The organism is Microcoleus sp. D3_18_C4 (assembly GCF_036702355.1).
Lineage (GTDB): Bacteria > Cyanobacteriota > Cyanobacteriia > Cyanobacteriales > Microcoleaceae > Microcoleus.
Genome location: NZ_JAUBTF010000047.1, coordinates 36,532 through 61,722 on the forward strand (window position 1 = coordinate 36,532; position 25,191 = coordinate 61,722).

The 25,191-nt window shown below is 45.4% G+C and carries 24 protein-coding genes and 5 pseudogenes; 15 read left to right on the top strand and 14 right to left on the bottom strand.

Annotated features, from left to right (window positions below; genetic code table 11):
• Positions 1-62: 62 nt before the first annotated feature.
• The 3 genes from QUA90_RS21435 to QUA90_RS21445 form a co-directional block, all read right to left on the bottom strand.
• Positions 63-491, bottom strand: a complete 429-nt coding sequence (locus QUA90_RS21435) for a heavy metal-responsive transcriptional regulator (protein WP_333447618.1) — start codon at positions 489-491, stop codon at positions 63-65.
• A gap of 103 nt (positions 492-594) precedes the next feature.
• Positions 595-888, bottom strand: coding sequence for a hypothetical protein (locus QUA90_RS21440; RefSeq protein ID WP_333390499.1), 294 nt, complete (start codon positions 886-888; stop codon positions 595-597).
• 354 nt (positions 889-1,242) lie between these two features.
• Positions 1,243-1,413 (bottom strand): hypothetical protein, encoded by a 171-nt coding sequence (locus QUA90_RS21445; RefSeq protein ID WP_172186391.1) that lies wholly within the window; start codon positions 1,411-1,413, stop codon positions 1,243-1,245.
• A gap of 167 nt (positions 1,414-1,580) precedes the next feature.
• Here QUA90_RS21445 and QUA90_RS21450 point away from each other — a divergent pair, with 167 nt between their 5' ends.
• The 3 genes from QUA90_RS21450 to speA all read left to right on the top strand — a co-directional run bounded on the left by QUA90_RS21450 (position 1,581) and on the right by speA (position 5,805).
• Positions 1,581-2,171, top strand: a complete 591-nt coding sequence (locus QUA90_RS21450; protein ID WP_333447621.1) for a DUF3611 family protein — start codon at positions 1,581-1,583, stop codon at positions 2,169-2,171.
• Between the two features lie 158 nt (positions 2,172-2,329).
• Positions 2,330-3,478, top strand: coding sequence for a helix-turn-helix domain-containing protein (locus QUA90_RS21455; RefSeq protein WP_333330690.1), 1,149 nt, complete (start codon positions 2,330-2,332; stop codon positions 3,476-3,478).
• 317 nt (positions 3,479-3,795) lie between these two features.
• Positions 3,796-5,805, top strand: a complete 2,010-nt coding sequence (speA, locus tag QUA90_RS21460; RefSeq protein WP_333330694.1) for a biosynthetic arginine decarboxylase — start codon at positions 3,796-3,798, stop codon at positions 5,803-5,805.
• A 233-nt stretch (positions 5,806-6,038) separates the two neighbouring features.
• On the opposite strand, the gene QUA90_RS21465 is transcribed toward speA, so the two are convergent.
• The 9 genes from QUA90_RS21465 to QUA90_RS21505 form a co-directional block, all read right to left on the bottom strand.
• Entirely contained in the window at positions 6,039-7,199 is a 1,161-nt protein-coding gene (locus QUA90_RS21465) for an NDP-sugar synthase (protein WP_333084974.1), read from the bottom strand.
• 317 nt (positions 7,200-7,516) lie between these two features.
• The gene (locus tag QUA90_RS21470; protein WP_333330697.1) at positions 7,517-8,332 is read right to left on the bottom strand and encodes a segregation/condensation protein A; all 816 of its coding nucleotides are present in this window, start codon (positions 8,330-8,332) and stop codon (positions 7,517-7,519) included.
• A gap of 66 nt (positions 8,333-8,398) precedes the next feature.
• On the bottom strand, positions 8,399-8,788 hold the full coding sequence (locus QUA90_RS21475; RefSeq protein ID WP_333330700.1) for a LapA family protein: 390 nt from the start codon (positions 8,786-8,788) through the stop codon (positions 8,399-8,401).
• A 202-nt stretch (positions 8,789-8,990) separates the two neighbouring features.
• Complete coding sequence (locus tag QUA90_RS21480) at positions 8,991-9,815, bottom strand: DUF3153 domain-containing protein (RefSeq protein WP_333447623.1); 825 nt, start codon at positions 9,813-9,815, stop codon at positions 8,991-8,993.
• 213 nt (positions 9,816-10,028) lie between these two features.
• Positions 10,029-11,333: a TldD/PmbA family protein gene (locus QUA90_RS21485; protein ID WP_333447625.1), complete on the bottom strand. Its 1,305-nt coding sequence runs from the start codon at positions 11,331-11,333 to the stop codon at positions 10,029-10,031.
• 268 nt (positions 11,334-11,601) lie between these two features.
• The gene (locus QUA90_RS21490; protein ID WP_333447627.1) at positions 11,602-11,793 is read right to left on the bottom strand and encodes a hypothetical protein; all 192 of its coding nucleotides are present in this window, start codon (positions 11,791-11,793) and stop codon (positions 11,602-11,604) included.
• A 17-nt stretch (positions 11,794-11,810) separates the two neighbouring features.
• Positions 11,811-12,134 (bottom strand): hypothetical protein, encoded by a 324-nt coding sequence (locus tag QUA90_RS21495; RefSeq protein ID WP_333447629.1) that lies wholly within the window; start codon positions 12,132-12,134, stop codon positions 11,811-11,813.
• 77 nt (positions 12,135-12,211) lie between these two features.
• A complete protein-coding gene (locus tag QUA90_RS21500; protein WP_333447631.1) occupies positions 12,212-12,733 on the bottom strand; it encodes a tetratricopeptide repeat protein in 522 nt (173 codons plus the stop codon).
• Positions 12,734-12,780: 47 nt separating this feature from the next.
• Positions 12,781-13,140, bottom strand: a complete 360-nt coding sequence (locus QUA90_RS21505; protein ID WP_333447633.1) for a single-stranded DNA-binding protein — start codon at positions 13,138-13,140, stop codon at positions 12,781-12,783.
• A gap of 331 nt (positions 13,141-13,471) precedes the next feature.
• Here QUA90_RS21505 and QUA90_RS21510 point away from each other — a divergent pair, with 331 nt between their 5' ends.
• From QUA90_RS21510 to mreD, 3 genes are all read left to right on the top strand, one after another.
• Positions 13,472-14,479 carry a rod shape-determining protein gene (locus tag QUA90_RS21510; RefSeq protein ID WP_006632285.1) on the top strand — a complete coding sequence of 336 codons (1,008 nt, stop codon included), beginning with the start codon at positions 13,472-13,474 and terminating at the stop codon, positions 14,477-14,479.
• Positions 14,480-14,566: 87 nt separating this feature from the next.
• Positions 14,567-15,373, top strand: coding sequence for a rod shape-determining protein MreC (gene mreC, locus QUA90_RS21515; protein WP_333447635.1), 807 nt, complete (start codon positions 14,567-14,569; stop codon positions 15,371-15,373).
• On the top strand, positions 15,370-15,936 hold the full coding sequence (mreD, locus tag QUA90_RS21520) for a rod shape-determining protein MreD (RefSeq protein WP_333447637.1): 567 nt from the start codon (positions 15,370-15,372) through the stop codon (positions 15,934-15,936). Before mreC ends, mreD begins: the two co-directional genes overlap by 4 nt.
• Before the next feature lie 76 nt (positions 15,937-16,012).
• Here mreD and QUA90_RS21525 read toward each other — a convergent pair whose 3' ends face one another.
• The gene (locus QUA90_RS21525) at positions 16,013-16,804 is read right to left on the bottom strand and encodes an HAD family hydrolase (protein ID WP_333447639.1); all 792 of its coding nucleotides are present in this window, start codon (positions 16,802-16,804) and stop codon (positions 16,013-16,015) included.
• A gap of 246 nt (positions 16,805-17,050) precedes the next feature.
• On the opposite strand from QUA90_RS21525, the gene argB reads away from it, so the two are divergent.
• Together argB and QUA90_RS21535 are read left to right on the top strand one after the other, a co-directional pair.
• The gene (gene argB / locus QUA90_RS21530) at positions 17,051-17,962 is read left to right on the top strand and encodes an acetylglutamate kinase (protein ID WP_333034924.1); all 912 of its coding nucleotides are present in this window, start codon (positions 17,051-17,053) and stop codon (positions 17,960-17,962) included.
• 235 nt (positions 17,963-18,197) lie between these two features.
• Positions 18,198-18,389 carry a DUF4926 domain-containing protein gene (locus QUA90_RS21535; RefSeq protein ID WP_445300128.1) on the top strand — a complete coding sequence of 64 codons (192 nt, stop codon included), beginning with the start codon at positions 18,198-18,200 and terminating at the stop codon, positions 18,387-18,389.
• A 478-nt stretch (positions 18,390-18,867) separates the two neighbouring features.
• Here QUA90_RS21535 and QUA90_RS21540 read toward each other — a convergent pair.
• A pseudogene (locus tag QUA90_RS21540) lies at positions 18,868-19,977 on the bottom strand (IS630 family transposase).
• A 206-nt stretch (positions 19,978-20,183) separates the two neighbouring features.
• Between QUA90_RS21540 and QUA90_RS21545 the strand changes: the two are divergent.
• From QUA90_RS21545 to QUA90_RS21570, 7 genes and pseudogenes are all read left to right on the top strand, one after another.
• A pseudogene (locus QUA90_RS21545) lies at positions 20,184-21,535 on the top strand (IS4 family transposase).
• Positions 21,536-21,644: 109 nt separating this feature from the next.
• Entirely contained in the window at positions 21,645-22,244 is a 600-nt protein-coding gene (locus QUA90_RS21550; protein WP_333447645.1) for a helix-turn-helix domain-containing protein, read from the top strand.
• Positions 22,245-22,381: 137 nt separating this feature from the next.
• Positions 22,382-22,717: a transposase gene (locus tag QUA90_RS21555; RefSeq protein WP_333447646.1), complete on the top strand. Its 336-nt coding sequence runs from the start codon at positions 22,382-22,384 to the stop codon at positions 22,715-22,717.
• Between the two features lie 160 nt (positions 22,718-22,877).
• Positions 22,878-22,973 (top strand): annotated as a pseudogene (locus QUA90_RS30500) (helix-turn-helix domain-containing protein); the annotation flags it as partial.
• 9 nt (positions 22,974-22,982) lie between these two features.
• A complete protein-coding gene (locus QUA90_RS21560) occupies positions 22,983-23,324 on the top strand; it encodes a hypothetical protein (RefSeq protein WP_445300129.1) in 342 nt (113 codons plus the stop codon).
• 348 nt (positions 23,325-23,672) lie between these two features.
• Positions 23,673-24,900 (top strand): annotated as a pseudogene (locus tag QUA90_RS21565) (ISAs1 family transposase).
• A 29-nt stretch (positions 24,901-24,929) separates the two neighbouring features.
• Positions 24,930-25,115: pseudogene (locus QUA90_RS21570) on the top strand (transposase family protein); the annotation flags it as partial.
• Positions 25,116-25,191: the final 76 nt, after the last annotated feature.

Below are 25,191 nucleotides of genomic sequence, written 5' to 3' on the forward strand. Positions count from 1 at the left end.
AACAAAACCATCAAGGGAAGGAAACCGATAATTCCTTCCCTTTTTTTGTATCTTTCTGCTGCTCAATCCCGCTGAATGTTCGGACAAATCGTGCTACTAATGCTCGCCTGCGAGGGTTGCTCTTGCCAGCAGTTGAGAATGCCTTGCAACTCCCTCTTCAAAGTTTCTAAGGCTGCAATTTGCACGGAAATTTCCTCTACCTTAGCCGTGAGATGCTGCTTCGCTTCAGAGCAAGGCAAATCTCCCCGATCGCGAACCTGTAAAATATCCTTAATCTCCTGAAGGCTCAAACCCAGAGCCTGAGAGCGTTTAATAAACGCCAACCTATTAAATACCGTTTCGCCAAACAAGCGATAACCAGCGGGCGATCGCTTTACCGCAGGAGACAGCAAGCCCATCTCCTCATAGTAACGAACAGTTTTCACCGACAAACCACTACAGGCAGCTACAGAGCCAATTTTGTACAGTTTCTCGGCAACAGAAATATTCATACACCAAGCATCCAAGATCGAAAGACTTTCTTGCCCTATCTTTTAGTGCCTCAGATCCAGGGAGTCGATCGGCACCTCGCCCAGTCACCATTGCCCGGTAATCTTAATAAGGAGGATTTTTCTTAGACACATTAAGCACGGGCAACTGAGGTCTAGAAGACTGAGGAGGAAGATAGTATTCAGGAGCAGGTGCGGGTTGTTCGGCTCCAGAGCGGTAAAATTGCCACCAGCGGAGACCCATCGCCACCCCAGCCGTACCCAGTCCAAAAGCCAATAAAGAGCCACTCGCACCCATGCTGCCGATGGCTGCATCGACAACGCCCACTGTCACAACAAAGCTGGTAATTGGTTCTCTACGGTAAGCTGACCTCAAAAGTCGCGTCCACGAAGCATTCATTTGGTTTTACTCTGTTCTATATTTATTTACAAGCTCTAAAACTTAGAGTTGGCGGAACGATCGGGATTTCTAGCTCAAAGACTAGCTTTACCTAAATTAATCTTCTCGCCTGTGGGGAATTGTACGGGAGCGAGGCAAAATTGCCAAGCTTGTCAAATCAAAATTCCACCCCATATATACCTCCAAAAGCCAGCGATTGCATTCGGGAACAGATCTCTCTCGACAGAGAAGTCGCTGGGCTTGTTTCTAATTAATATTTTAATCAATTCCCGAATTTGTCGCGGTCAGCAGAAGTCACACCCGCTGTCGTTCGAGTCAAGACAAAGTGTAAGGCTGACCGCGCCATTGCTAAAATTAGTTGAGACCTAACCAGGACAGCAAGCCCTGGCCTGTGACATACTCGATAATTAAAGTTAGAGAAAAACCGATCATCGCGGCTCGACCGTTAAGGCGTTCCGCGTAGCTGTTGAAGCCAAACTTTGGCTGTTCCAGTTTGGGAGTGACGGTGGGTTGTAGTTGTGTCATTACTTTGGGTACCTGGCGATCGACGCTATTCAAATGTGAAATTCAATGTTAGTTACAAATCTTAAACATTGCTACTTCTATTATAAAGAGGGTTAACCGCCGTCAACCGTCCCGGAAGAGAAAAAACTGCCACCAACTAATGCCAATTAATTATACCCGCTCAAAATATGACTAATCAGTTAGATAACGATAAGCTTCCTGTCGCCGTACAGCGAGTTGCCTTTGCCCTTCGTACAACAGGCTGGGTTTGCTTCTGGGTACAGGTAGTGCTAGGGGTGGTAGCGGCGATCATTTTGCTCTTTGCCATCCCCTTCGCCCTCCCCAGGGCTAGCGCCGCTGCGGGTTCAACCAGTGCCGGCACCGGCGGCGGCGTATTTTTTGCCCTTTGCGGGCTGGCCGTACTCGCTTACAGCGTATATCGCTCTTTCCGCTTCACCCGCTTGTCGAGACAACTGCGATCGCCCGGTAACGCTGTCCGCCCCAAAAAAGCAGACACCATCAAAGAGGTGCGGCTGGCACTGATGAGCAACTTGTCAGGAATGGTGCTGACGCTGATCGGCGCAGAAGCCATCAGCGGCACGCTTTTAGCCAAATCTCTAGCTCAGCCGCAAGCCTTGTTCGGTGCCGCAGTCGATGTGGGCCGATTTATTCAGCCCCTAGATATATTTGTGGTACTCGCCAATACTCACGCCACTGTTGCCCATTTTGTCGGGATTTTCGGGGCTCTGTGGTTGCTCGATCGCATCCACAAGCAATAGAAAATTGGTAAGTGGGAATTGCGCCTCTCCCACTCTCCCACTCTCTCATTCTCTCACTCTCTCTCACTCTCCCACTCTCCCCCAACCGACATCCGGAATCACTGCCAACCTGTCGAAGAACGTACTCAGATACCTTCTACCAAGACAACATGAATATCATGGCACTGAAACCCGAGGCTTATTTTGGGGTGACAGATCACCCAACTATTGAAATTTCTCAAGAAAGTTTTCGTTCTGTCCTAGGTCAAATAGAAGCTGAACTCGTATGTAGCGACACCTATAGCCAAGCTCTAGCTAGCTTGCAAACAATGTTGGGTGAAGCAGCCTCCGCTGCCGAAATTTTAATTAGAGCAGTTAGCAGAGAAGCCGTCAAGCTCGCATTCGATCGATTTCCCAAACAAAACAAAATTGAACCGCAAGTAGCCCCAGAGAGTTTTACTGCTGTAAGTCCCGCCATTGAGACGGTGACAGAAATTCAAGAATTGGAGCCACCAGTAGCTGCTCCTGTCTTCTATTGGCGCAGCGCTAGTGTGGAAGCGCCGCCCCAAACCGAGTCCGACACAGAAAATTCCGATGGAGAAAGTAACACCTCTGAAGACAGCAAAGAAGCGCCCCAAGACGAAATTAAAGTCGAGTCGGCTCCACCTGCAACTGTCACCCTCCCCGGAAAATCCTTCCCAGGGTTCGGTTTTCCCAAAAAGCCGAAAAAACTCACCAAGGAAGAAGAAGCAGCAATAGCAGTTCAACAGCGAGAAGAGTGCCTGCGGGAGTTGGGTGGAGAATTGCGTAAGGGACGGCAAATTCGCTCCCTATCTCTGCTGCAACTCCACAGTCAAACTCTTGTGCCGGTTCACCACATCGAATCGATCGAAAATGGGGAAATCGACAAACTGCCCCAAGATATTTACGTTAGAGGTTTTATCCGCAGACTGGGCGACGCCTTGGGACTAGACGGCAGCGCTATGGCGAATGCTTTGCCCAAACCCGCTCCGAGTCCAATTCCCAGTATGTATGTGTCTGTTTCCGATTCTGACTCAGGCGAAGGCTTTCAAATGCGTCCGGTGCATTTGTACATCGGCTACACCGCTTTGATGGCTGGGGCTGTAGGGGGCTTGGGTTGGCTGTCACAGCAACCCGTGGTGCCAGGAGCACAGGCAGTACCTCCAACGCAGGTGACACCGCCAGCCTCAGTTGCACCGGCTCAGAAGACCCCAGAAAAAGCACCTCAACCGGGTTTGAAGAAGTCTAATAACGGGGGATTGAGGATGGGGGCTGACATGGCGCCGCCGGAGGTGATTTTTGGTTAGTGTGTGTCGGGCGATCGATCGTCCGACCACTCTCTTGGTGCAGGTGAACTCGGAAACCAGGTTTCCGAATTCACCTCCATACGGATACTTGCTTGAAGAAATAAGTCCAGGAAAGCAATTACGGTTGAGATTTTAGTTCAATCCCCCACCTTCATCCATCTGTAGAGTCAATTCTAAAATCTAAAATCTAAAATCTAAAATCTAAAATCTAAAATCGCCAGCCCGTGTACCCAAAGTGATTTTTCAACTGCATCAGGAAACCCGATATGTGCGATAAACTATCTATTTGACCACTCCTAAAAGAGGTTTCCGATAAGATGAGTTCCCCAGCCACCGCTGCTTTCTCCGATCTCGATCCGCTATCGACTCACTCGCCAACAGCCACGAGTTTGGCGACACCAGACAGTGCCTTGGTAACGGCAGCTCAACTGCCACAAGCATCTTGGACAATAGAAGATAGTGAGAAACTCTACCGAATTCAAGGTTGGGGCGAACCGTATTTTTCGATCAATGCAGCCGGTCACGTTACAGTCTCTCCCAAGGGCGATCGCGGCGGTTCCCTCGACTTGTGCGAACTGGTAGACTCTCTCAAACAGCGAAATTTGGCTTTGCCCCTGCTGATTCGATTTTCTGATATTTTGGAAGACCGGATCGAGCGCTTAAATTCGTGTTTTGCCAGAGCGATCGCTCGGTACAATTACAAAAATGTCTATCGCGGTGTGTTTCCAGTTAAATGCAACCAGCACCGACAATTAATTCAAGATTTGGTGCGTTTTGGTCAACCCCATCACTTCGGACTGGAAGCCGGATCTAAACCCGAATTAATGATAGCTTTGGCGACATTGAAAACTCCAGGCGCTTTGTTAATTTGTAATGGTTACAAAGACCGCGAATACATAGAAACTGCTATTTTGGCGCAGCGGCTAGGGCAAACTTCCGTAATTGTGCTGGAGCAAATAGAGGAAGTAGAACTCGCAATCGCCGCGAGCAAAACATTAGGCATTAAACCGATTTTGGGAGTGCGAGCAAAACTCACTACCAAAGGCGTTGGCCGCTGGGGAGGTTCCACGGGCGATCGGGCAAAATTTGGCTTGACAATTCCTGAAATTATCCGTGCAGTCGGCGAACTAGAAAAAGCTGGAATGCTCGATTGTTTGCAGTTACTGCACTTCCATATCGGCTCTCAAATTTCCTCAATTAGTGTCATCAAAGACGCCATTCGAGAAGCCAGCCACATTTATGTAGAATTAGCTAAATTGGGAGCTAATATGAACTACTTGGACGTAGGAGGTGGACTCGGCGTTGACTACGACGGGTCTAAAACAAACTTTCACGCTTCCAAAAACTACAATATGCAAAACTACGCTAACGACGTAGTAGCGGGAGTGAAAGATGCCTGCGACGAGCGGAAAATCCCGGTTCCCATTATCATTAGCGAAAGCGGGCGGGCGATCGCTTCTCACCAATCAGTGTTAGTTTTTGACGTACTCGGTACTAGCGATGTCCCCAGAGAAGTACCAGAACCAGTAGATGAAAACGCGCACCAAATTCCGCGCAATCTCTACGAAATTTACCAATCTATTAGTCCCGAAAATTACCAAGAAGTTTATCACGATGCTATCCAATTCAAGGAAGAAGCAGTCAGTTTATTTAACTTAGGCTATTTGGGAATTGCGGAACGGGCGAAAACCGAACAGTTGTACTGGGCTTGCTGCGATAAAATACAGAAGATCGCGCGGCAAAAAGAATATGTATCTGACGATTTGGAAGACTTAGAAAAGGTGATGGCGTCCATTTATTACATCAACTTATCTGTTTTCCAGTCAGTACCGGACAGTTGGGCAATTAACCAATTATTCCCAATTATGCCAATTAACCGACTCGACGAAGAACCAACTCAACGCGGTATTTTAGCCGATCTTACCTGCGACAGCGACGGCAAAATCGACCAATTCATCGATTTGCGAGATGTGAAGTCGGTTTTGGAACTGCATACTCTCAAACCTGGAGAACCTTACTATTTGGCGCTATTTTTGGGAGGTGCTTATCAAGAAATTATGGGCAACCTTCACAACTTATTCGGCGATGCTAATGCAGTTCACATTCAGCTAACACCTTCTGGCTATCATATCGAACACGTTGTGAAAGGAGACACTATGAAAGAAGTCCTCAGCTACGTACAGTATGATTCAGAAAATTTGGTTGAAAGCATTCGCCGTCAGACAGAAGCAGCTTTGCAGCAAAATAAAATTACTCTTTCCGAGGCCCAGCTTTTGCTGCAAAATTACGAGCGGAGTCTCAGCCAATATACTTATCTTCAGTCTTAAAATGTAGGGTGTAACTGAGATGTTGCACCACTGTCAAGAAGCCTTTTATGAACAGGCTTTCCGGCCTGTTCCACAAAGAGTAGATTTTCTTGTGGAACAGGCCGGAAAGCCTGTTAAGCGAGAATGGTGGAAGATGTGAGGTGCAACCTAAGCACATTACCAGAATTAAAAGCTGAGCTTATAAATGTAAAAGTAGGGTGCGCCTAGCGCACCTTACCTTGAGCAATTACCAATTATTCAGGACGGAGAATTTCTGCGATCGCCCGCCGCTCTTCTCCCTGCTGAGTTGGTAAAACTTGGCGAGCGTCAGTAATTAGCCAATCGAGAGCCGCCGCTTGCAAATCGATCGCAGCCCCGGTTTTATCAACGCAGTAGCGCCCGAACACCAGTTTGTCAACCAACCGCACCTCCGGGCCCAAACGGGAATACTCAAAAATCACGCTGTTTTCCACAGTGGCGCCACTGCAAAGCCAACAGTTTGGGCCAATCATTGTCGGGCCGACAATTTTTGCTCCATCCTCAATGATCGTCATCCCACCAATGTAAACAGGCCCAGTAATATCAACCTTATCCCAGTTGACAGCTACATTCAAACCAGCGTAAATGCCGGGGCGCACTTCAATTCCCGGAATCGAAACATTTTTAACTTGTCCCAGCAGCACGCTCTGAATTGCCCGCCAATAGTCAGGAACTTTGCCGATATCCACCCACTCAAAGTCCATGCTAATTCCGTAAAAAGGCGCGCCTTCTGCTACTAGCTTGGGAAATAACTCCGAACCGATATCATATTCCTGACCCGAAGGGATGTATTTGAATATTTCCGGTTCAAAAATATAAATACCAGTGTTAATGTCGGTACTCAGAGCTTCTTCTACAGAAGGTTTTTCTTGGAAAGCTTTAACTTTGCCAGACTCGTCTGTTACGACCACTCCGTAACTGGGAACCTCTTCGCGGGGAACCGATTTCATAACAATAGTAGCGATCGCCCCTTTTTCCCGATGCCACTTCACAGCAGCAGTCAAGTCCAAGTCAATCAAAGCGTCGCCGCACAGCACCACAAAAGTATCATCAAAAAACGGCGAGAAGTCCTGAATCCGCTTCATACCACCAGCCGAACCCAGAGCTTCTCCAATAAGTTCTCCCTCCTTAATTCGCCCTTCAAAAGAATAGGCAATTTGTACCCCAAATTTTTGACCGTCACGGAAGTAGTTTTCAATCACATCTGCCAAATGGGAAACATTGACCATAATCTGGTCAAATCCGTGCTGTCGGAGCAATTCAACCAAAAACTCCATCACTGGCTTTTGCAGGATGGGAATCATCGGTTTGGGTATTGTCTGAGTAATGGGACGGACGCGAGTGCCTTTACCGGCCGCCAGAATCATCGCTTTCATTCTTAACTTCCTCAACCCTCTGTTAATTGATATAAACTCAACAATTAGATGCTAGCGGTTGCGATCGAATCGATCGAGCGCGGCAAAATCCTGACCTGTTTATAGGCGACATCGTACCAGGCTATCAATGACTCTTCCCTATTTGCTTGATTTAAGAAACCAGGAATCGGGAATCAGCAAAAACTTCGCACTCCCGCTGTCCGCATTCGAGACTCAGCAGCAGAATGTCGGCGAGCGAGGTTCTGTCTGGAATTTTAACCGACGCAGCGGCACAGTTATTAGTTTCGCTTCGCCCGATAACCTAATACCCTGCAAGCTCAAAGCGCGCGGATTTTGAGGTCTTGATAAAACTCCTCTTGAAGCAACTCTACTTTAGACTGAGCCGATAGCAGCAACAACGCCCAAAAAATACCCACACGGTCATGATTTGGCAAGTGAACTTCCCCAGTCGATACCGGGTGTTCTGGGTTGACAGGAGAGTGCAAATCGTTATGATGCCAGAGCTCTAGCAATTTGTCCAAGTCCAGCCAACCCTCGTCAATTTCCGCGCCCCGCTGAGTCAGAAACCGTTCGAGTTCACTAGCAGTTTCTACGAGATTTTCTTGGTGAGCTAGCTCAAAGATAGCCTGTGCCGCTTGCGATCGCATTTTTGAGGTAGGGCGGCGTCGGGGAGTAACTGTCTGCTCCATTGCTGCTTTCATTAGCTGCAACTGCTCAATCAGTTCTGGGAGAGTCACCGGGCGTTTTTGCGGTAGTTGAGCTACACCGCGACGGCGCAATTGTCGCTCTAAATGCTGCGGCAAGTGTCGCCCGCCTGAGTGCTCTGCGTCTTCTACTGCCGGCTCGTCGGCCGAGTCGGGATTCGCGGGGGGTTCGGAGAGGACGATACTTTCTGCTTTGAGCAACACCAGCATTGAAGCGTACAAAAACGCTTGGCCGGAGTGGGACAAATCGGAGAAATCCTTACTCTGATCGGCATCGCAGGCGTTCGTAAGCTTGCTCAGACATCGATCGAACACTTCAACTACCTTAACGTCCCAAGGATCAATTTCTCCCCGTTCGGCTAGGTCAATTAAAATTGCGATCCCCTCGGAAATCGTTTCTAACCCATCTTGGTCTCGGGAAACGGCCATTAGATTTTAGATTTTATATTTTAGATTTTAGATTTTGCCTCTGAGAAAACGAGAGAGCATATCAAGTTAATTGGCTGTCATTTCAGCAGTTGTGCCCTCAATAGCTGCTATTTCTAAACTTATCGGTTCTGCACTTTCTAACAAAGGTTGTTTGCCTTCTACTTCTGCTTTATAGCGTTCAAGATTTTGTTCTAATTCCTGAATCCGCTGCTCTTTTTCGCGAACTTGGCGGAGTTGTTGGCGCGAGGCGAGGGTTCGCTGCATTCTCGACCACAGACTGAACAGCCACGCTAGGGTTGCCCCTAATCCAGCCGCCACAATTAGTTCTACGCACAGCGGAGCTTTAACTTGGACGCCTTTGATAACTTGAATCGCGACTGGCTCTGTATTTTCGATGCTGAATAATACTAGAGCCAAGCAAATCAGAAAGATGAAGAAGAAATTTAGCGATCGCATTTTCTCTGTTCCTAATTCTCAATTCAGGTTAAGCAAATTATTTACCGTTTGTCAACAGTTTTTTTGACAGATGTTATCATTTTTTTTTGATAATATCAAATCCGGTCAATTAACCATAATATCCGGGGAGGGGCGGGTTTATTGGAGTTCTGAGAGTTGATTGAAAATATTGGTTAACCCGCCCCTCTAGGGCATATCCTGTTTAGGTTTGACCGATGTTTTGCGGTTTCTTGCCGATTCCCAGTGCTGGCAATATTTGATATTTCAAAGCAAGGCCCGCAGCTACAAATAAGGCAATAATCAGCGCCCCAATTCCTACGGGACTGGGAATCCAGAATATCGCCTCCAAATAGTTAACTTCTCCGGGTTTGAGCTTCCAAACTAACTGTTTTCCCTGCTGATAGCTTTCGGGAACCAGCGCACCGGCGACCGTTTCAATACTTTCGGCCCCCCAAGGCGTGTTCAAGCTAAAGTCTAGCTCCAAAAGTCCCCCCGGACTCAGCAGCAGACTGCCATTAGAAGAAAGCAGAGAAAGAGAGCGCAAATCCAATTCCAAACTCAACCGATTTCGCAGCACCAATAATAAATTATTCTGCTTGACACTAAGGTGAGATTCAAACTTCGGCAAATCTGTTTCTAGCGGACTTGCGACCCGATATTTTGTGGTTGGTGCGATCGGATTGTAAAATTGGTTGAACTTGTCTTGTAACTCGGCTCCATTATTGAAAGGAATCCTCACTAGAACTTCTGTGGGGGAAAGCCGTTTAGTTTTTCCGTCCAGCAACCTCACCCGGCGTTCTACGCTTTTCAACCATTCTGCAACAGTTTCGCTGCTGAAGCTCGTCAACCTTTCCCCTAGTTTAATGTGCTGCACGATTTCGCCGCGAGTTTGACTCTCAAAGTTCACCCCAACATCGTACTGAACGCATCCAGTCACTAGAGTTAAAAGGCAAAAAACCAAAGGTAAAAGAAAGAAAAAGTGCTTTTTCTTCTTCCCCGTTCCATCCTTGACATTTGGCTCTTTCATTATAAATTTTTCCCTATTTTTCCCTATTTGCATGAATTAGCAAAGCGTTGAATTGCCGACACTGTTTCTATGTTTGTTTAACTGGTTCCTAGGCTCTGCCTGGGAACCCATGTCCAGAGGCTTTGCCTCGCAAGCTTTCATCCAAATTCGAGGCAAAGCCTCATGATATGTATTACCAGGCAGAGCCTGGTAACGAGTAAAAACGCACTGAACTTATTGCCTCGAAGCTACACCCAACTGTTGAAACAGCATACTTGGCAAATAGGCTGCACCGCCTACCCATTCGGCTTCGCTGCTTAAATCTGCCAAATTTTTAAACGCTTCAAAAATGCTGCCTGCCACCATTGTATTCTTGACGCGACCCACAATTTTGCCTTTTTCTACTTTATAGCCTAAGTCCAAATTGACAGAAAATTCGCCAGCTAACTGATTGGACTGACCGGCACCTAAAACCTGCTCTACTATTAGACCTTCATCCATGCTAGCAATCAAGTCTTGAGTGGCGGTATTTCCTGGGGAAATGCAAAAGTTAGTCAAATCAGGGCCTGGGCGAGACAATCCGCCACGAAAACCATTGCCGGTTGATTGTACACCGGCGCGAGCGGCCCACCTGCGATCCCAATAAAATCCGGTGACAGTACCTTTGTCTATCAAGATTTTGCGGGTGGTGGGTGTACCTTCGTCGTCAAAGGGACAAGCAGAAGGGCCTAAAGTGGGGTCTTCAAAAAAGGTAAAGCGTTCGTCAAATAAGGTTTCGCCGATTTTGTCGGCTAGGGGAGAGGCTTTTTGAACTACTGCTTGGCCTGAAAGGATGGTATCAAAGAGGCCGCCGAGGGTGCTAGCGGCGGCTCTGGGGGTAAATAATACTGGGTAGGAACCGCTGGCGATGGTGGCTGAATCTTCGGCGAGGCGGTATTTTTCGAGGAGTGATTGGAGGATGCTGTTGGTGTCGAGGGGACGATCGCGCGCAACGTCGTAACTGTATGCTTGCATAAAGTCTTCTCCCTGTACCAAATTTCCTGAGAGCGAGCCGCTGACTATTTGGCTGCTTCTTTCGGCATACAAATCTTGCGTGGTGGCAATTTTCACTCTGCCACTGCGGACGTGAAAGCCGACATCTACCATAATATCGGGATTGTAGGCGTGAACTTGCTCGATCAGGTTTTTGCCGTTTTCGACTAATTCTTGAGTTGTGGGTGGAGTGTAGGTGGTTTCCGGGCCTTTTAGGTGGAAGTTGGAGGCGAGTTCAAATTCTGCGGGGTCGCCGATTTCGGCTGTTTGAATCGCTGCATCTACTAAATCGTCTATCCGCGTTAAATCTGTCGAACTAGCAAAACCGATTTTGCCTTGGTAAATCAGCCGGAGTGCTACGCCTTGCAGTGCTTTGGTTTGCAGGGATTTGAGGCGATTGTTTTCAAATTCAATAGGGGTGTCTTGACTCGACAGGTAGTATACCTCGGCGGCATCGGCGCGCTGAGAGGCCAATTTCAATATCTGTTCTATGGTTGAATCGCTCACAATAATCGCCTTTCTGGTTTTGTTTTTTTTTATTTTAGCAATTATCGCTATTCAACTTCTGACTCCTGCCTCATGCTCGATAATTAATCCGTGTATCCGTGTCAAAATCACTGGTAGTGCCTTCCTTATTCCTTCTTCCTAACCTCGGCTACATCCGTTACATCCGTTAAATAATCCGTTGCCGAACTTCCTTCTCCTCTAATTGTAATTCACACTGTTTAAAAACATAGTTAACGGCTGCAAACAGCCGCTCTAAGTCCTGAATTGTCTAGAAAATTTTATTTTGAGTAAACATTTCTAATTTCAGTTTGCCAAACTGCCACATTGCCCCATTAGAAACAATACCAAAGATAGTTTGTTTGGGTTCATTGTTAAGTCGCTGCACAGCGATCATTTCTGCCAAACACTGCCTCCATCCTTCATCAAATGCGCTCTCTTTCTGGGCTTCAACTAATATCAAATAGGGCTTGTCAAAAACTACTGTGCCAAGGGGGATCGCTTCTCCAATATATAATCTGGAATTCCTGACAGATTCTCATTATAGGCTAAGATTTGGTGACTCCAGAGGAGAAAATTACGGCGATAATTTTTCCAAACTTCTTTTAATACAGGATAAATGATATTTTCACAAATGGCGATTTCCGAGTTGTCAAATACTCCGTCATTGAAGATCAATTCAAATTCATTCCGAAAAACATCGCTGACTGCAAATTCTGTTTCGACAATGAAATTATCCCGCAGGTAATTAATTTGGAATTCTTTGGCGACCGCGCTGATACTTTTATAATTGCTAAAAGGCATTGCTTAACTTCTCTCAGTAGGTGAGGTGCGCACTGCGCACTCTACAGATAGAGTTTGTGTAAATGAAAAAATGATTATTAATAACTAAGAAATAATCCGCCTAAAATTAGCCCGATCGCAATTAACGCCACCCAGATAAACCTATTATCTTTCGTATTAACCTGACTCAAATCTACAGGCTCTGGTACGGCGGGCTTGGGTTTAGCGTACTTGATATCAGCGTTTGGATTAGCTTGAAAACTGATTGATTGATTTTCATCTAAAGCTGCCAAATCAGGAATTTTCACCATCCATTCAGGAGGGATAGTGAGTTTGGGAGCTTCGAGAATGAACAGCAAGCGCTTTGCTTGCTGGCGGGTTTCTTGGCGGGGATGGCGGGTGAGCTTGCGACAAAGCTCGATCGCCTTTTCTGTATTGCCCGAGGCTTCGTAGGCTGTCACTAGCCACATCTGCACCTCACCGCCCAACCGGGAATTTCGATCAACTAAACCGGTAGCTGTTTCTAAACTCTGCACAGCTTGAGCATACCGGCCATTCTCAAAAGCTACTTGCCCAGCTTGGTACTCAGTTTGAACAATTTCTAACTTTTCTGAAGTCATGAGCACCCACCCAATTCACAAATATTACTTCCCCAATTCCGCAAACACTAAAATTCGCTGTGGTTTTGCGACATACTCGATTCATTATCGCGTTTGGAACCCAGCAAGTCTAACTGGTCTACTTTAATTACTGGCATCGAGCGATTAGCTCCTGTACTGCGGTCTTGCCAGTGATCGAACTTCAAAGAGCCTGTTACCCCTATTTGAGCGCCTTTGCGAACGTAGTCAGCAGCGATTTGCGCTGTTTTGCCCCATATTTCCAGAGTAAACCAGTCTGGTTCGTCGGTATTGCGCGAGCGCTTTCTCACTGCCAGCGTCAACTTGCACTTAACTGTACCCGACTCAAAATACTTCACGTCCGGGTCGCCGCCGACGCGGCCTACTAAAGTCACAACATTAAGACTCATAAACTTTTTTGGGAATGTGGTCGATCGGTGATGTAGTTAAACAGTCCACAGGCGCACTAGCCTCCAAACTGAACTTGGAACAGTGCTTGTGAGGGCTTCATCCTGATTTTACACCTAGTTACCAGAACATATTTATGGTGGATGATTGGCGAGTCTACGCTCAACCTGAGCTCGACAATGTACATTTCTGACTAGACTCAGGATGAAAAACGTAATAGAATCCACCTCGGTTACACTTTTGTAACAACATTATTGCACACAATAGTATTTTAGTTTTTGGGGGGGGTACAAATCAGTGGGTCTTCTCAATCGATTTTCGTTATCTAGAGATATGGGTATCGACCTCGGTACTGCTAACACGCTCGTTTATGTATCGGGCAAAGGTATTGTTCTGCAGGAACCTTCTGTAGTGGCGATTGACCAAGACTTAAAAATACCTCTGGCTGTTGGAGAAGAAGCTAAGAAAATGCTCGGGCGCACGCCAGGGAACGTCATAGCACTTCGCCCGCTTCGCGATGGGGTAATCGCAGACTTCGATACGGCAGAATTGATGCTCAAGACTTTTATCCGCAGGGTTCACGAAGGCCGAAGCTTAGTTTCGCCGCGGATAATTATTGGCATCCCCAGCGGTGTCACCGGAGTCGAGAGGCGTGCTGTCATTGAGGCGGCGACTCAGGCCGGTGCTAGAGAAGTACGGTTAATTGATGAACCCATCGCTGCGGCGATCGGGGCTGGACTGCCTGTTGCTGAGGCGACTGGCAATATGATTATAGATATAGGTGGAGGTACGACGGAAGTTGCGGTTTTGAGTTTGCAAGGTACGGTGATCAGTGAGTCTGTGCGGGTAGCCGGCGACGAACTCAATGAGGCGATCGTCCAATACATGAAAAAAGTTCACAATCTGGTCATTGGCGAACGCACTGCGGAAGAAATTAAGATTCAGGTGGGTTCTGCATATCCAACTCCAGAGGATGACGACGTAATGATGGAAGTGCGAGGCTTGCACTTACTGTCGGGTCTGCCGCGAACTGTTACTATCAAAGGCCCAGAAATTCGCGAAAGTATGTCGGAACCGCTTTCAGTAATTGTGGAAGCTGTCAAGCGTACTTTGGAACGCACCCCCCCGGAATTAGCAGCAGATATTATTGACAGGGGAATTATGCTGGCTGGTGGTGGCGCGCTAATGAAAGGTTTAGATACTCTGATCAGTCACGAAACAGGAATTGTCACTCACGTGGCAGCCGATCCGCTGTGCTGCGTGGTTTTGGGAACTGGTAGGGTATTGGAAAACAAACAGTTGGAACGGGTTTTCAGCGGGCAGTCGTCGCGCAATATGTAGTTAACAAATTTGGGATTGTGGATTTAGAAATACGGCTGCAATCTCAAATCTAAAATCCTGACTTAACAATTTTAGATTAGTGAAATTATGCTAAAAAATACATTCCGAAAGTGGTGGGATCTGCGACTGCCAATTGCTCTTCTAGGTTTAGCTGTAACTGCCGCTTGGGGAGTTCGACAAACACAAGGTAATGCCGTGTTTGAAGTTTACAATTTGGTGACTCGTCCTTTTCAAGCCAACGGCTCTGGGCAAGAGCAGCTCATCTCGGCGCGGACTCAAGAATTGCAAGCACAGGTATTAGAATTAGAAACTCAGAATCAGAAGCTAAAAGAGCTTTTAGGTTACGTTTCGGCTAAGAAACCTCAAGGGATTGTAGCTCCTATTGTCGGCCGCAGCGCCGACCACTGGTGGCAGCAAGTAACATTGGGGCGCGGCAGTAATCATGGCATCAAAACAGATTTTACTGTGATGGGTCCCGGCGGTTTGGTAGGCCGGGTTGTCAGCGTTACTCCTAATACTAGCTTGGTGCTGTTAGTCAGCGACGCTACGAGCCAATTGGGTGTGGGAATTACCCGCAGTCGCCACATGGGTTTTATGCGCGGGAAAGGCGGAAATCAGGCTGTGATGGAATTTTTTGATAATGTTCCCAATGTCAAGCCTGGAGATGTGGTTTCTACTTCTTCTTTCAGTCAGTTGTTCCCTGCGGGTTTGCCGGTGGGAAAAGTGGTTTCGGTGGATATGAATAAAACTCCGGCTCCCGAAGCTGTTGTTGAGTTCTCTGCACCAATGAATTCTCTGGAGTGGGCGCTGGTTTACCCCCACTCTAAGCAAGCCGAACCAAAGGCTTCGGAGGGTCAATCTTCTGAACCATCTGGGGGAGAACAGCAACAATGAAAGCTTTACCTCGGATGTCTTCGCAAGCGCGCCAATTTCTCAACTTCGCAGTTACATTTCTATCTGTGATGCTGTGCATACTGATATTGCCCACTCGGATGCCGGGAATGGAATTGCTGGGAATTGGACCTAACTGGCTGTTAATTTGGTTGGTAGCTTGGAGTATTAAGCGGAAACGTACAGTTTGGGGAGCTGCTAGCATGGGCTTGGTTTTGGGGTTTCTTCAAGATGCGATGACGGCTCCTCACCCCAGCCACGCTGTGAGTTTAGTTGTTGTAGGAGTCCTAACAGTTGTTTTGCAGAAAACCTGGTCGATTCCGGTAGATATTGTTGAGAGAGATCCGATTCCGATCGCGTTAATTGTGTTTGGGATGGCGGTGGTAGCGGAAACGGTGATGGGGCTGCAATTTTTTACTATGGGCGATCGGGCTTTACTGGAAATTTGGAGCTATCACCAGCGAGTAGCTTTGTGTTCTGCTATTCTTAGCAGTCTTTGGGCTCCGGTGATTTATTTTCCCCTGAATCGCTTGTGGGAAATGACTAGGAATGTAGAAAAGTCTTAGTCAGTCATTAGTCCTCAGTCATTAGTCCTTAGTTAACAGTCAACAGTTAACTGTTAACTAATTACGGTTAACTGAGTCATTCTACTATTACTTGTTGGCCCGAACCTAATAAGTGATGGACGGCAATAATCAAGTCGCTGAGAATGAAATTAGGCTGGTGCTTTTGCAGTTGATAGCGGCTGCGAATTCCGCAGGTAACGGCAATTGTAGGTATTCCTAATGCTTGTCCTGCGAGGATGTCTGCTTCTGTATCTCCGATCATCCAAGCCGAACCCAGCGATGACTCAAATTCTTCTGCAACTTCAGCCAACAATTCAGTTTTTAAGGCTGTATAGTTGTGATAGGCGGCATCCGGCATCTGAGTTCCGCGAATGCTGGTAAACAGTCTGGCTAAACCGTAATTTTGCAACAGTTGAACGGCTTGATTTCTCGGTCGCAGGGTGACTAAAATCAGCCGCACGCCGCGGGAGTGCAGAAGTGCGATCGCCCATTGCACTCCCGGCTGGATGCGATCTAAGTGCAACAAGTCTGGCTGATTGACAATCTGACTGACGCATCCGAGAAAAACGTGAATTTCTTCTCCCGACAAGCCGGAACTTTTGGCTATTTCAGCATCGGGTACTCGGTTTTGTTTCATTTGCCAAAACTGCTGTTTGCTGAGGATTTGAAGGTTGAGGTTGATTCCCCTAGCAAGATAAGCTGCTTGAGTATCGGCCAATCCCTCTTGATAGGTGGCATAGTAGCGATCGGACACATCGACTATGGGCCCGTCTAAATCGCAAAATACCGTCATCCGGGGGGACGAGTCAGCGTCTGATGGTAGGTTGTACTGAAGGTTTTGGGAGTCTTGGGCGACAGCAGTTAACATAAAACGTTAAGTAAATCTAGGGAGTTATACATTTCTTGACTGTAGCAAAAAATGTATAAGTTATAATACATAATTTTTAATGCTTTTATTAAAAAAACCTATGAATTTGTTGAGGATGGGGTTCAATAAAGGCGATCGACCCTGTGCGTCGATAACTTCAAGGGAAAAAGTGATTTTTGTGGCTGTTAATATGTGCTTTAGCCATTAAAGTTTAGAATTAAGTTTTTAGTCTTTTGTAATTTACCCATGCTCAAACAAAGCGATTTTGTTAGGAATTCGGACACTAATCGAGTAGAGGTGCTGTCCGAAGCACTACCTTACATTCAACACTTTGCCGGTCGCACCATTGTGGTCAAATATGGCGGTGCGGCGATGAAAGATAGCAATCTCAAAGACAAGGTGGTTCGGGATATTGTGCTGCTAGCTTGCGTGGGGATGCGTCCGGTTGTGGTTCACGGCGGCGGCCCGGAAATTAATATTTGGCTGGAAAAACTGGGAATTGAGCCGCAATTCAAGGATGGTTTGAGAGTGACTGATGCGGCGACAATGGAAGTTGTAGAAATGGTTTTGGTGGGGAAAGTAAATAAGGAAATTGTTTCCTTAATCAACCAAGCTGGTGGCAAAGCAGTGGGATTGTGTGGCAAGGATGCCAATCTGATTCAAGCTCGTCCAGATGGCCGCGAGGGAATTGGGTTTGTGGGTGAAGTCAGCGGCGTGAAAATCCAGATTTTGGAGTCTTTGGTGAACAGCGGTTATATTCCGGTGGTGTCGAGCGTGGCAGCCGATGAAAACGGTCAATCTTACAACATTAATGCTGACACGGTGGCTGGAGAAATTGCGGCTGGTTTGGGAGCGGAAAAGTTGATTTTGATGACTGATACTGCGGGAATTTTAGAGGATTATCACAAGCCGGATAGTCTGATTGCTAAGTTAGATATTCAAGAAGCAAGAGAGTTGGTTGAGTCGGGAGTTGTCTCTGGGGGGATGATTCCGAAAGTTAATTGTTGTGTGCGGAGTTTGGCTCAGGGTGTGAAGGGTGCTCACATTATTGACGGCCGAATTCCTCATGCTTTGCTGCAAGAAATATTTACGGATGCGGGGATTGGGTCGATGATTGTGGCTTCTGAGTTTAGCAGCGCGAACTTAAGGCCTAAGTAATGGGTAAATCCTAGCGTGGGGAGGGCGGGTGCGTGAAAGGTGTAAACTCGCTGCGATTGCGTATATCCTAACTAAACCTGCCCCTAAAAACCTTGAGAAGGTACTTCTGGGAAATTAGTTCAACTAATTCTAACCGTTGTTGAATTTCAGCTTTTCTTAAACTATGATCACACACTTTAGAGTTTTGGATTCTGTTGCAATTCTCAAGCCGATTTCAAATACGCGATTAGCGCCAGTGGAACCAGAATACGCATCTATTTCTAGTTTGCCAGTTGGACTTGTGGGAACTATTGTTGAAGTGTATGATACGGGAAAGGAATGTCAGTATTTAGTGGAGTTTGCTGATAGTCAAAGGAGTGAATATGCTATGGCTATGTTGAAAGCTAATGAAATTTTAGTTCTGCAATATGAACTTGCAGTTGCTTAGTAATTGGAGTTTAGACTAAACAATGGTAGCAGCTAAAAGTAGCTGCCTTTTACTAGAAGGCAAACTGTTACTCAACAACTCAAGAGGTAGAAGATTAAACAGCTAATTTTGAAGATTTTTTGCGTTGAGAAACCCGTTTTTTAACAGTGGGATAGTACGGTGCTTTAGTACGTGCCTTTCCTTTTTCCCAACCAGGGGATTTTCCCCTATGTTTAGGCAGTTGAGCCGGAGTACCAATATCAACTAAAATCGACAACATTGATTGGGCAACACGTCCAGGAGTTAAATTGATACGCTTCAGATTGTCAAGGCAGTCGATTCTCGACCACTAAGTCCTTAGCCAGCCAGAGTTGCCAACTCATCAACGGCATTAAATCGCTCCACCGCTCTGATTGTTCGGGAGTTCTTAAGTTAGGTAATGTCCAATGTAATCGTTGCTTAGCAAATCTATAGCGATCGCAAATCATTCGTAAATTAATTAAGGGTTCGATCGAGCAGCAGTTCCCTTGAGTGTTGGTTCAAAAATACCAAATTTGTGTAACTTGAGAAAGTCAAAGCTTTGTGACTGTATGGTAAAATTGAAAAACCATTTAACCAAGGCATTCATAACTGAGCCGATTCCCAAATTTTCTCACCCAAGTCTTGGCATGAAGCCAAATATCTTCGACTGGATTCTGCTCGCCTAGCATTAGGAGCACACAGGACACAAGTTAAAGGCCATTCATCCCGCTCCTTACCTTGATTAATTTCTTCTAGGTAAGCTTTCATTTCTTTATATTTGTGATAGCTGGCTCCATCCCAAATAATCAAATGTCTGGCTTCGGGATTTAAAGATTGTAAGTCTTTTAAGAAAGCCACTGTATTCTCAGAATTTGCCGTTGCATATTCTCGCAGAACAAAGTATTTTGTTAAATAATTTACTGCGCCATAATAAGTTTGTTTTTCTCTCTGATTCACGCCTTGGTATTTCTATTCTCTCGTTGCGCCTTCCCCAAAGATAACCACAGACATCTTCCCACAATAGATGACACTCATCAATCAAATACACCACAAGCTTTCTCGCTTCTATAGCTGAGCGGTGTTCTTCCAGAATTTCACAGATTTCTTGGTGCTTTTTTTTGACGAGGTATTCATCACGTTTTGGATTCTTTTTTTGAAATTTTTTCCAGCTAATTCCCGCTGAATTAAAAAGTTGGTAGTAGCTAGTTTTTGATTGAAATTCAATCTGATATCGCTCGGCTATATAATTTGACAATTCGGATAAATCCCACTGGTTTTTATTGGTTAACCATTGGATGACTTCCGCTCGTTATTCAGGCTTAAGTTGTCCCCGCGAACCCTGATGGTTTAAGCGCAACCCTTCACTTCCCTGCAACGCATAATTGATTTTCCACTTACTGATAAATGGAGATGATACTCCCAATATATTTTGAATAGTTCCGCGGGGAACCCCTTGAATTAACCTGTGGATAGAAGCAGCTCTTTTAAGTTCTCTTGGGTCGTGATTGCTGGCAATAAAATTTTCGAATTCCAATAAAGCTTGGACTTCATGCTCCACAAATTCTTCGGCCGATTTCTTTTGGGACATCTCAACTCCTACTGAGATTTACGTCCTCATTATTATACATGATTTGTGATTTACAATTCATTTGCGATCGCTATATACCAATGATCCACTCCAAAACCATTAGTGACAAGTTAAGGTGATGGGTAAATTGTCAAGGGGGTATTTACATTGGTTAAAAAATAGATGAAACTCAGAATAGGCAAGTAGTTGAGCAATTATGACCAGCCATGACCAAGACCAGAACTACCAATCGGGACCACGCGAAAAAGAAACAACGACCACTTATAGAGGATGAAGTAATTGCCCAGCAACTCGAAGCATTACTGACACCAGCCATGCTCCATCAGGAAAATTCCTACCGTCAGCTAAAACTTCGGGACCGAATTCTCAACTTGCCATTGATGATGGCTGCGGTCTTAACCTTACTCTGGCGAGACGTAGCAGGAGTAAGAGAACTGACCAGAATGTTAACGAGAGACGGCTTTCTGTGGTGTAATCCCACTCAAGTCAGCCAACAAGCACTGTCGAGCGAGATTTTTGACCTTTCGGACCGAGTTATTTGAACAAGTATTTAAAGATTTATTGCCAAGGTTAAGAACAAATTGGCAGAGCAGAAATCAACGAACCTTACCAGAAAGTATTCAGTTTACATTAACCAGATTTGAGCAAATTTGGATTATAGATAGTTCAATATTAGAGGCATTATTTCGGAAATCATCAAACTTAGAGGAAGCTAAAATAGGACAATTGGCGGGGAAAATAAGTACAGTAATTGATCTAGTAACTCGATTGCCAGTCGAAATTTGGTTTACCGAAAATGCGAAAGAATCTGATGTAAAACTTGAAGAAAATATCCTCAATTTCGTCAGCAAAAATACGTTATTACTATTAGATAGAGGCTTTTATCACTTTAATTTTTGGTTAGAATTAATTGAGCGAAAGGTTAACTTTATTACCCGAATAAAGAAAGGAGCCGCCATCAAAGTAGAGGAAGTATTTACCGATAGTTATGGACTGCGAGACCGTAAGATACGTTTGGGGTCTGGAACAAAGAAAACTCCGTTTATTACCTTACGTTTGATTGAAGTTCGTTCAGGAGAAACCTGGCATTCTTATTTAACAAGTGTGCTAGAGCCAGAAAAATTACCCCTTATGTAGTAGCAGATTTGTATCGGAGACGTTGGCGGATTGAAGAAGCTTTTAATATTGTAAAAAGGCTGTTAGATTTAAGCTATTTATGGACGGGTTCAATCAATGGGATTAAATTACAGATTTGGGCAACTTGGTTATTTTATGCAGTTTTAGTAGATTTAGGTGATGCGGTAGCTGATGAACTAGCTCTACCTTTTGAGCAGATTTCTTTAGAAATGATTTATCGCGGTCTTTATCATTTTACTATGGCTCATCATAAAGGTAAAGCAACAGATCCAATCAAGTATTTCGCTGACCCCAAAATCGAGATTTAGGCATTATTAAACAGCAGCGAAAACCGAATGTTAAGTTAATTATTGCCCCTTTTCCTGAAAAGCAACGAGGGTCTGACCAATTCTTTTTTAAGAACTCTCCGAAAGCCTCTTGACAAAAGACTTATACCATTTTTTTAAAGATGTGATACCACTTTCCTAAAATAGTGCTACAGTTAGTAGGTGTCTTTTTTGTGAATTAGTACCCAAATATAAAGAAGAAAAATGTCAGGAGTTGTCAAAATTGAAATTCGGGAAACAGAAGAAGAACTGAAAGCTCTTCTGAGGAAAGAGAAAGATGTGACTTGCTACGAAAAACTGCAAGTTCTGTATTGGCTCAAAACCCAAACGGTAGACAGCGTATTGTCTGCTGCTGTGCGGTTAGGGAAACATCGTACCACAATACAAAGATGGTTGTCTAGTTATCGTTCGGGGGGAATCGAAGAATTATTATTGCAGAAACCTCGTTCAGGAAGACCAAGAATAATGAATCCTGAAACTGTAGAGAGATTATCAAAAGAATTACAAGAACCCGAAGGATTTAGTAGCTACAAAAAAGTACATCACTGGCTGACAAGTTGCTGCGAAGTAAAAGTTGCCTATCGAACAGTACATCAGTGGGCAAGATATCGACTCAAAGGGAAATTAAAAGTGCCGCGTCCCGTGAGTGAAAAACAGAAAAAAAGGTGCAGTAGCAGAATTTTAAAAAAACTGCCATCCTTAGTAAAAGCCGGCCTGAGTCCAAGTGAGAGCTTTTTAAAGCAATGGCAAAAAATTCGCTATGGGAGCCAAGACGAAAGTCGAATGGGGCTACACACAATTTAAAGAAGGAAATTAACTGGCAAAGGCATTAAGCCTCACGGAGCAGTGCAATGGGACTTTATATATCTGTGGTTGTATGGAGTAGTAGAACCTCAAACAGGAGAGAGATTTTTTTATGAATTTACGCATCTAGACGAGCCGTGTGTTTTGAGAAGTTTTTGGAGCTATTTGCCACCGCTTATCCAGATGATTTGCATATAATTCAACTAGACAATGGAGGATTTCATTGTTCATTGAACCTAAGTATACCAGAAAACGTGATTTTACTGTTTCAACCGGCTTATAGTCCGGAAGTGAATCCCATAGAAAGGCTGTGGGGATATATCAAGGAACAATTGAAATGGTTGAGATTTGATGGTAGAGAAGAATTGAGAGAGACAGTGCAAAAAGAGTTAAAAAAGCTGACTAACGAAGTGATTGCTTCTTTGACGGGATATCCATTCATATTAGAGGGTTTATCTGTAGCAGGAATTTAGGAAAATGGTATGATAGACTTTTGTAAAAAGTAAAGGCGAGAATTACAATGTCTGGTCGTCCTCATATAAAGATTACCGAATCTGTAGAAAATTTACGAGCAATCCTCAAACAGCAAAAAAGAATCCTAGCTTATAACAAAGTTCAAATGCTTTATTTCAGTCAAAACAAGTAGAAACTGTTCGGGAAGTATCCACAGTTTTAGGTAAAAGTGAGGCAACGATTCATCGCTGGCTCTCCCAATATAGAAAGGGCGGTCTGGAAAATTTGTTAAAAAATCGGCAGGTTTTCGGTCGCCCAAAAAAGTTCTCAGTTGAAATAGCAGCGACCTTGCAACAAGAGTTGAGAGACCCTGAAGGATTTCAGAGTTATAAAGAAGTTCATCTTTGGCTCTGGTTGATTAAAGGAATAGCCAGTAGTTACCCGGCTGTATATTCTTTGGTTAGAGGCGAATTGAAAAGTAAATTAAAAATTCCAAGACCTCGCAGTATTTCTCAGAAATCTACGGCGATTAAGGAATTCAAAAATAACTTGCATCAACAGATAAAAGCTTTACTACACAAAGCTTTACCTCAAGTAAACAAATATAAAAAAGTCACTTATTGGTGAGCGTGATGAAACGCGGATAGGGCTACATACAATTCGTCGGCGCAAGCTGACGCTTTCAGGTGTAAAGCCCGTCGGGAAGCATCAATGGAAATTTGAGTGTTTTTGGCTGTATGGGGCAGTATCGAGCGCTACGGGAAAAAGTTTTTTTTGGGAGTTTTCGCATTTAGACAAAGTTTGTTTTGAAGCATATTTACCAGGGTAAGCGCACGTTAAATAGTAGCTCAGGATACAGATTAATAAGCCAGATCCTGAAATTAAAGGTGCAATGCTAAAGGTTTGTGAGATTTCCCCGCTTGGAGGCTGACACAAGGTGACACTGGAGGATGTTCCCACATCTTGGTTCCCGTTATGTCTCAAGGATTTGCGCCCGCTGTTGAACTGACCACACCTCGTGCGGTTCCCTTAGAAATATCAGCCTTAAGCCAAGGCTTAGTAGATTGTTTCAAATCAGTCGCAGATCCCGCCCGTCGAACGGGGACAATGGCATCATTTATCCGATATTCTCATCATTGCGATTCTCTCCACAATTGCAGGCGGACAAGGCTGGGAAGCGATGGAACTCTATGGCAGCGGCAAACAAGCTTGGCTTTGGACCTTCTTGGCACTACCCAATGGCATCCCCAGCCCAGATACCTTTCGGCGGGTGATGGAACGTCTTCACCCCAAACAGATGGAAGCCACGTTCGAGAACTGGGTTCGCACCTTAGTCACGGACCTCGGCGTTCAAGTCATTGCCATTGATGGCAAGCAACTGAGGGGTTCCTATGATCGCCACAATCGAAAAAAGTGCTTATATTTGGTCAGTGCCTGGGCCGCAGACCATCGCTTGGTCTTAGGTCAAACGAAAGTCCGGCATAAATCCAATGAAATCACGGCTATTCCCGCCTTGCTCGAACTGCTGGATATTACAGGCTGCATTGTCACCCTGGATGCCATGGACACTCAAAAAACGATTGCAGCGCAGATTCAAGGGGCAAACGCCGACTACATCCTCTGTTTAAAAAAGAATCATCCGACCCTCTTCCAGCAAGTTCAGACCTGGTTTGAGACGGCCCAGATTGAGAACACCTTACCCAAAAGTGCAGACTACACGGTGGAATCCGGCCATCACCGCATCGAAAAGCGGCAGGTGTGGACCATTCCCCTGAACGCCTTTGCCTCAGTGCATGAAGCCGATGGCTGGGTAGGATTGCGGACCATTGTCATCGTTGAACGAACCCGTCATTTGTGGCATAAAACCACCCATGAGATCCAGTTTTACCTCACGAGTCTGGACGCCGATAACCCGCGGATTGGCGGTGCCATTCGACAGCACTGGGGCATTGAGAACTCCCAACATTGGGTTCTCGATGTCACCTTTGGTGAAGATGCCTGTCGGGTGCGGTCGATGCACGGTCCCCAGAACCTGGCGGTTTTACGACGGTTCGCCCTCAATGCCCTCAATCGAGAATCCACAGGCAAAAAACGCAGTTTAGTCCAGAAAACGAGACTGGCTGCGATGAGCGATGACTATATGGTGAAGGTATTAGTCGCAGCACTCCCTGAACTCTCTCAAAGTAGCAGTCCTACAACCTAGATGGCAACTGCGTTTGAGGTGCGCTTACCCTGCTCCGGGAAGTAGCAGAGATTCAAGATATTCAACAAAGTTTAGTAGCACATTTTGCAGATATTAAAGACCACAGAGTCGAGCGAACTAAGAAACATCAACTCACCGATATCCTAGCGATAGCAATTTTCGCTATCATCGCCGGAGCGCAAGGGTGGGAAGACATCGAGAATTATGGCATTAGCGGGACTTAAACAATAAATCAGAGATAAGTAAGCTATAATGTAAGTAGGGTAAGCATTTAACGTTCCCGTCACACCC

Coding starts and splice junctions, on each gene's coding strand:
- QUA90_RS21435 (WP_333447618.1), bottom strand. CDS start 491: ATGAATATTTCTGTTGCCGAGAAACTGTACAAAATTGGCTCTGTAGCT.
- QUA90_RS21440 (WP_333390499.1), bottom strand. CDS start 888: ATGAATGCTTCGTGGACGCGACTTTTGAGGTCAGCTTACCGTAGAGAA.
- QUA90_RS21445 (WP_172186391.1), bottom strand. CDS start 1,413: ATGACACAACTACAACCCACCGTCACTCCCAAACTGGAACAGCCAAAG.
- QUA90_RS21450 (WP_333447621.1), top strand. CDS start 1,581: ATGACTAATCAGTTAGATAACGATAAGCTTCCTGTCGCCGTACAGCGA.
- QUA90_RS21455 (WP_333330690.1), top strand. CDS start 2,330: ATGGCACTGAAACCCGAGGCTTATTTTGGGGTGACAGATCACCCAACT.
- speA (WP_333330694.1), top strand. CDS start 3,796: ATGAGTTCCCCAGCCACCGCTGCTTTCTCCGATCTCGATCCGCTATCG.
- QUA90_RS21465 (WP_333084974.1), bottom strand. CDS start 7,199: ATGAAAGCGATGATTCTGGCGGCCGGTAAAGGCACTCGCGTCCGTCCC.
- QUA90_RS21470 (WP_333330697.1), bottom strand. CDS start 8,332: ATGGCCGTTTCCCGAGACCAAGATGGGTTAGAAACGATTTCCGAGGGG.
- QUA90_RS21475 (WP_333330700.1), bottom strand. CDS start 8,788: ATGCGATCGCTAAATTTCTTCTTCATCTTTCTGATTTGCTTGGCTCTA.
- QUA90_RS21480 (WP_333447623.1), bottom strand. CDS start 9,815: ATGAAAGAGCCAAATGTCAAGGATGGAACGGGGAAGAAGAAAAAGCAC.
- QUA90_RS21495 (WP_333447629.1), bottom strand. CDS start 12,134: ATGCCTTTTAGCAATTATAAAAGTATCAGCGCGGTCGCCAAAGAATTC.
- QUA90_RS21500 (WP_333447631.1), bottom strand. CDS start 12,733: ATGACTTCAGAAAAGTTAGAAATTGTTCAAACTGAGTACCAAGCTGGG.
- QUA90_RS21505 (WP_333447633.1), bottom strand. CDS start 13,140: ATGAGTCTTAATGTTGTGACTTTAGTAGGCCGCGTCGGCGGCGACCCG.
- QUA90_RS21510 (WP_006632285.1), top strand. CDS start 13,472: ATGGGTATCGACCTCGGTACTGCTAACACGCTCGTTTATGTATCGGGC.
- mreC (WP_333447635.1), top strand. CDS start 14,567: ATGCTAAAAAATACATTCCGAAAGTGGTGGGATCTGCGACTGCCAATT.
- mreD (WP_333447637.1), top strand. CDS start 15,370: ATGAAAGCTTTACCTCGGATGTCTTCGCAAGCGCGCCAATTTCTCAAC.
- QUA90_RS21525 (WP_333447639.1), bottom strand. CDS start 16,804: ATGTTAACTGCTGTCGCCCAAGACTCCCAAAACCTTCAGTACAACCTA.
- argB (WP_333034924.1), top strand. CDS start 17,051: ATGCTCAAACAAAGCGATTTTGTTAGGAATTCGGACACTAATCGAGTA.
- QUA90_RS21550 (WP_333447645.1), top strand. CDS start 21,645: ATGTCAGGAGTTGTCAAAATTGAAATTCGGGAAACAGAAGAAGAACTG.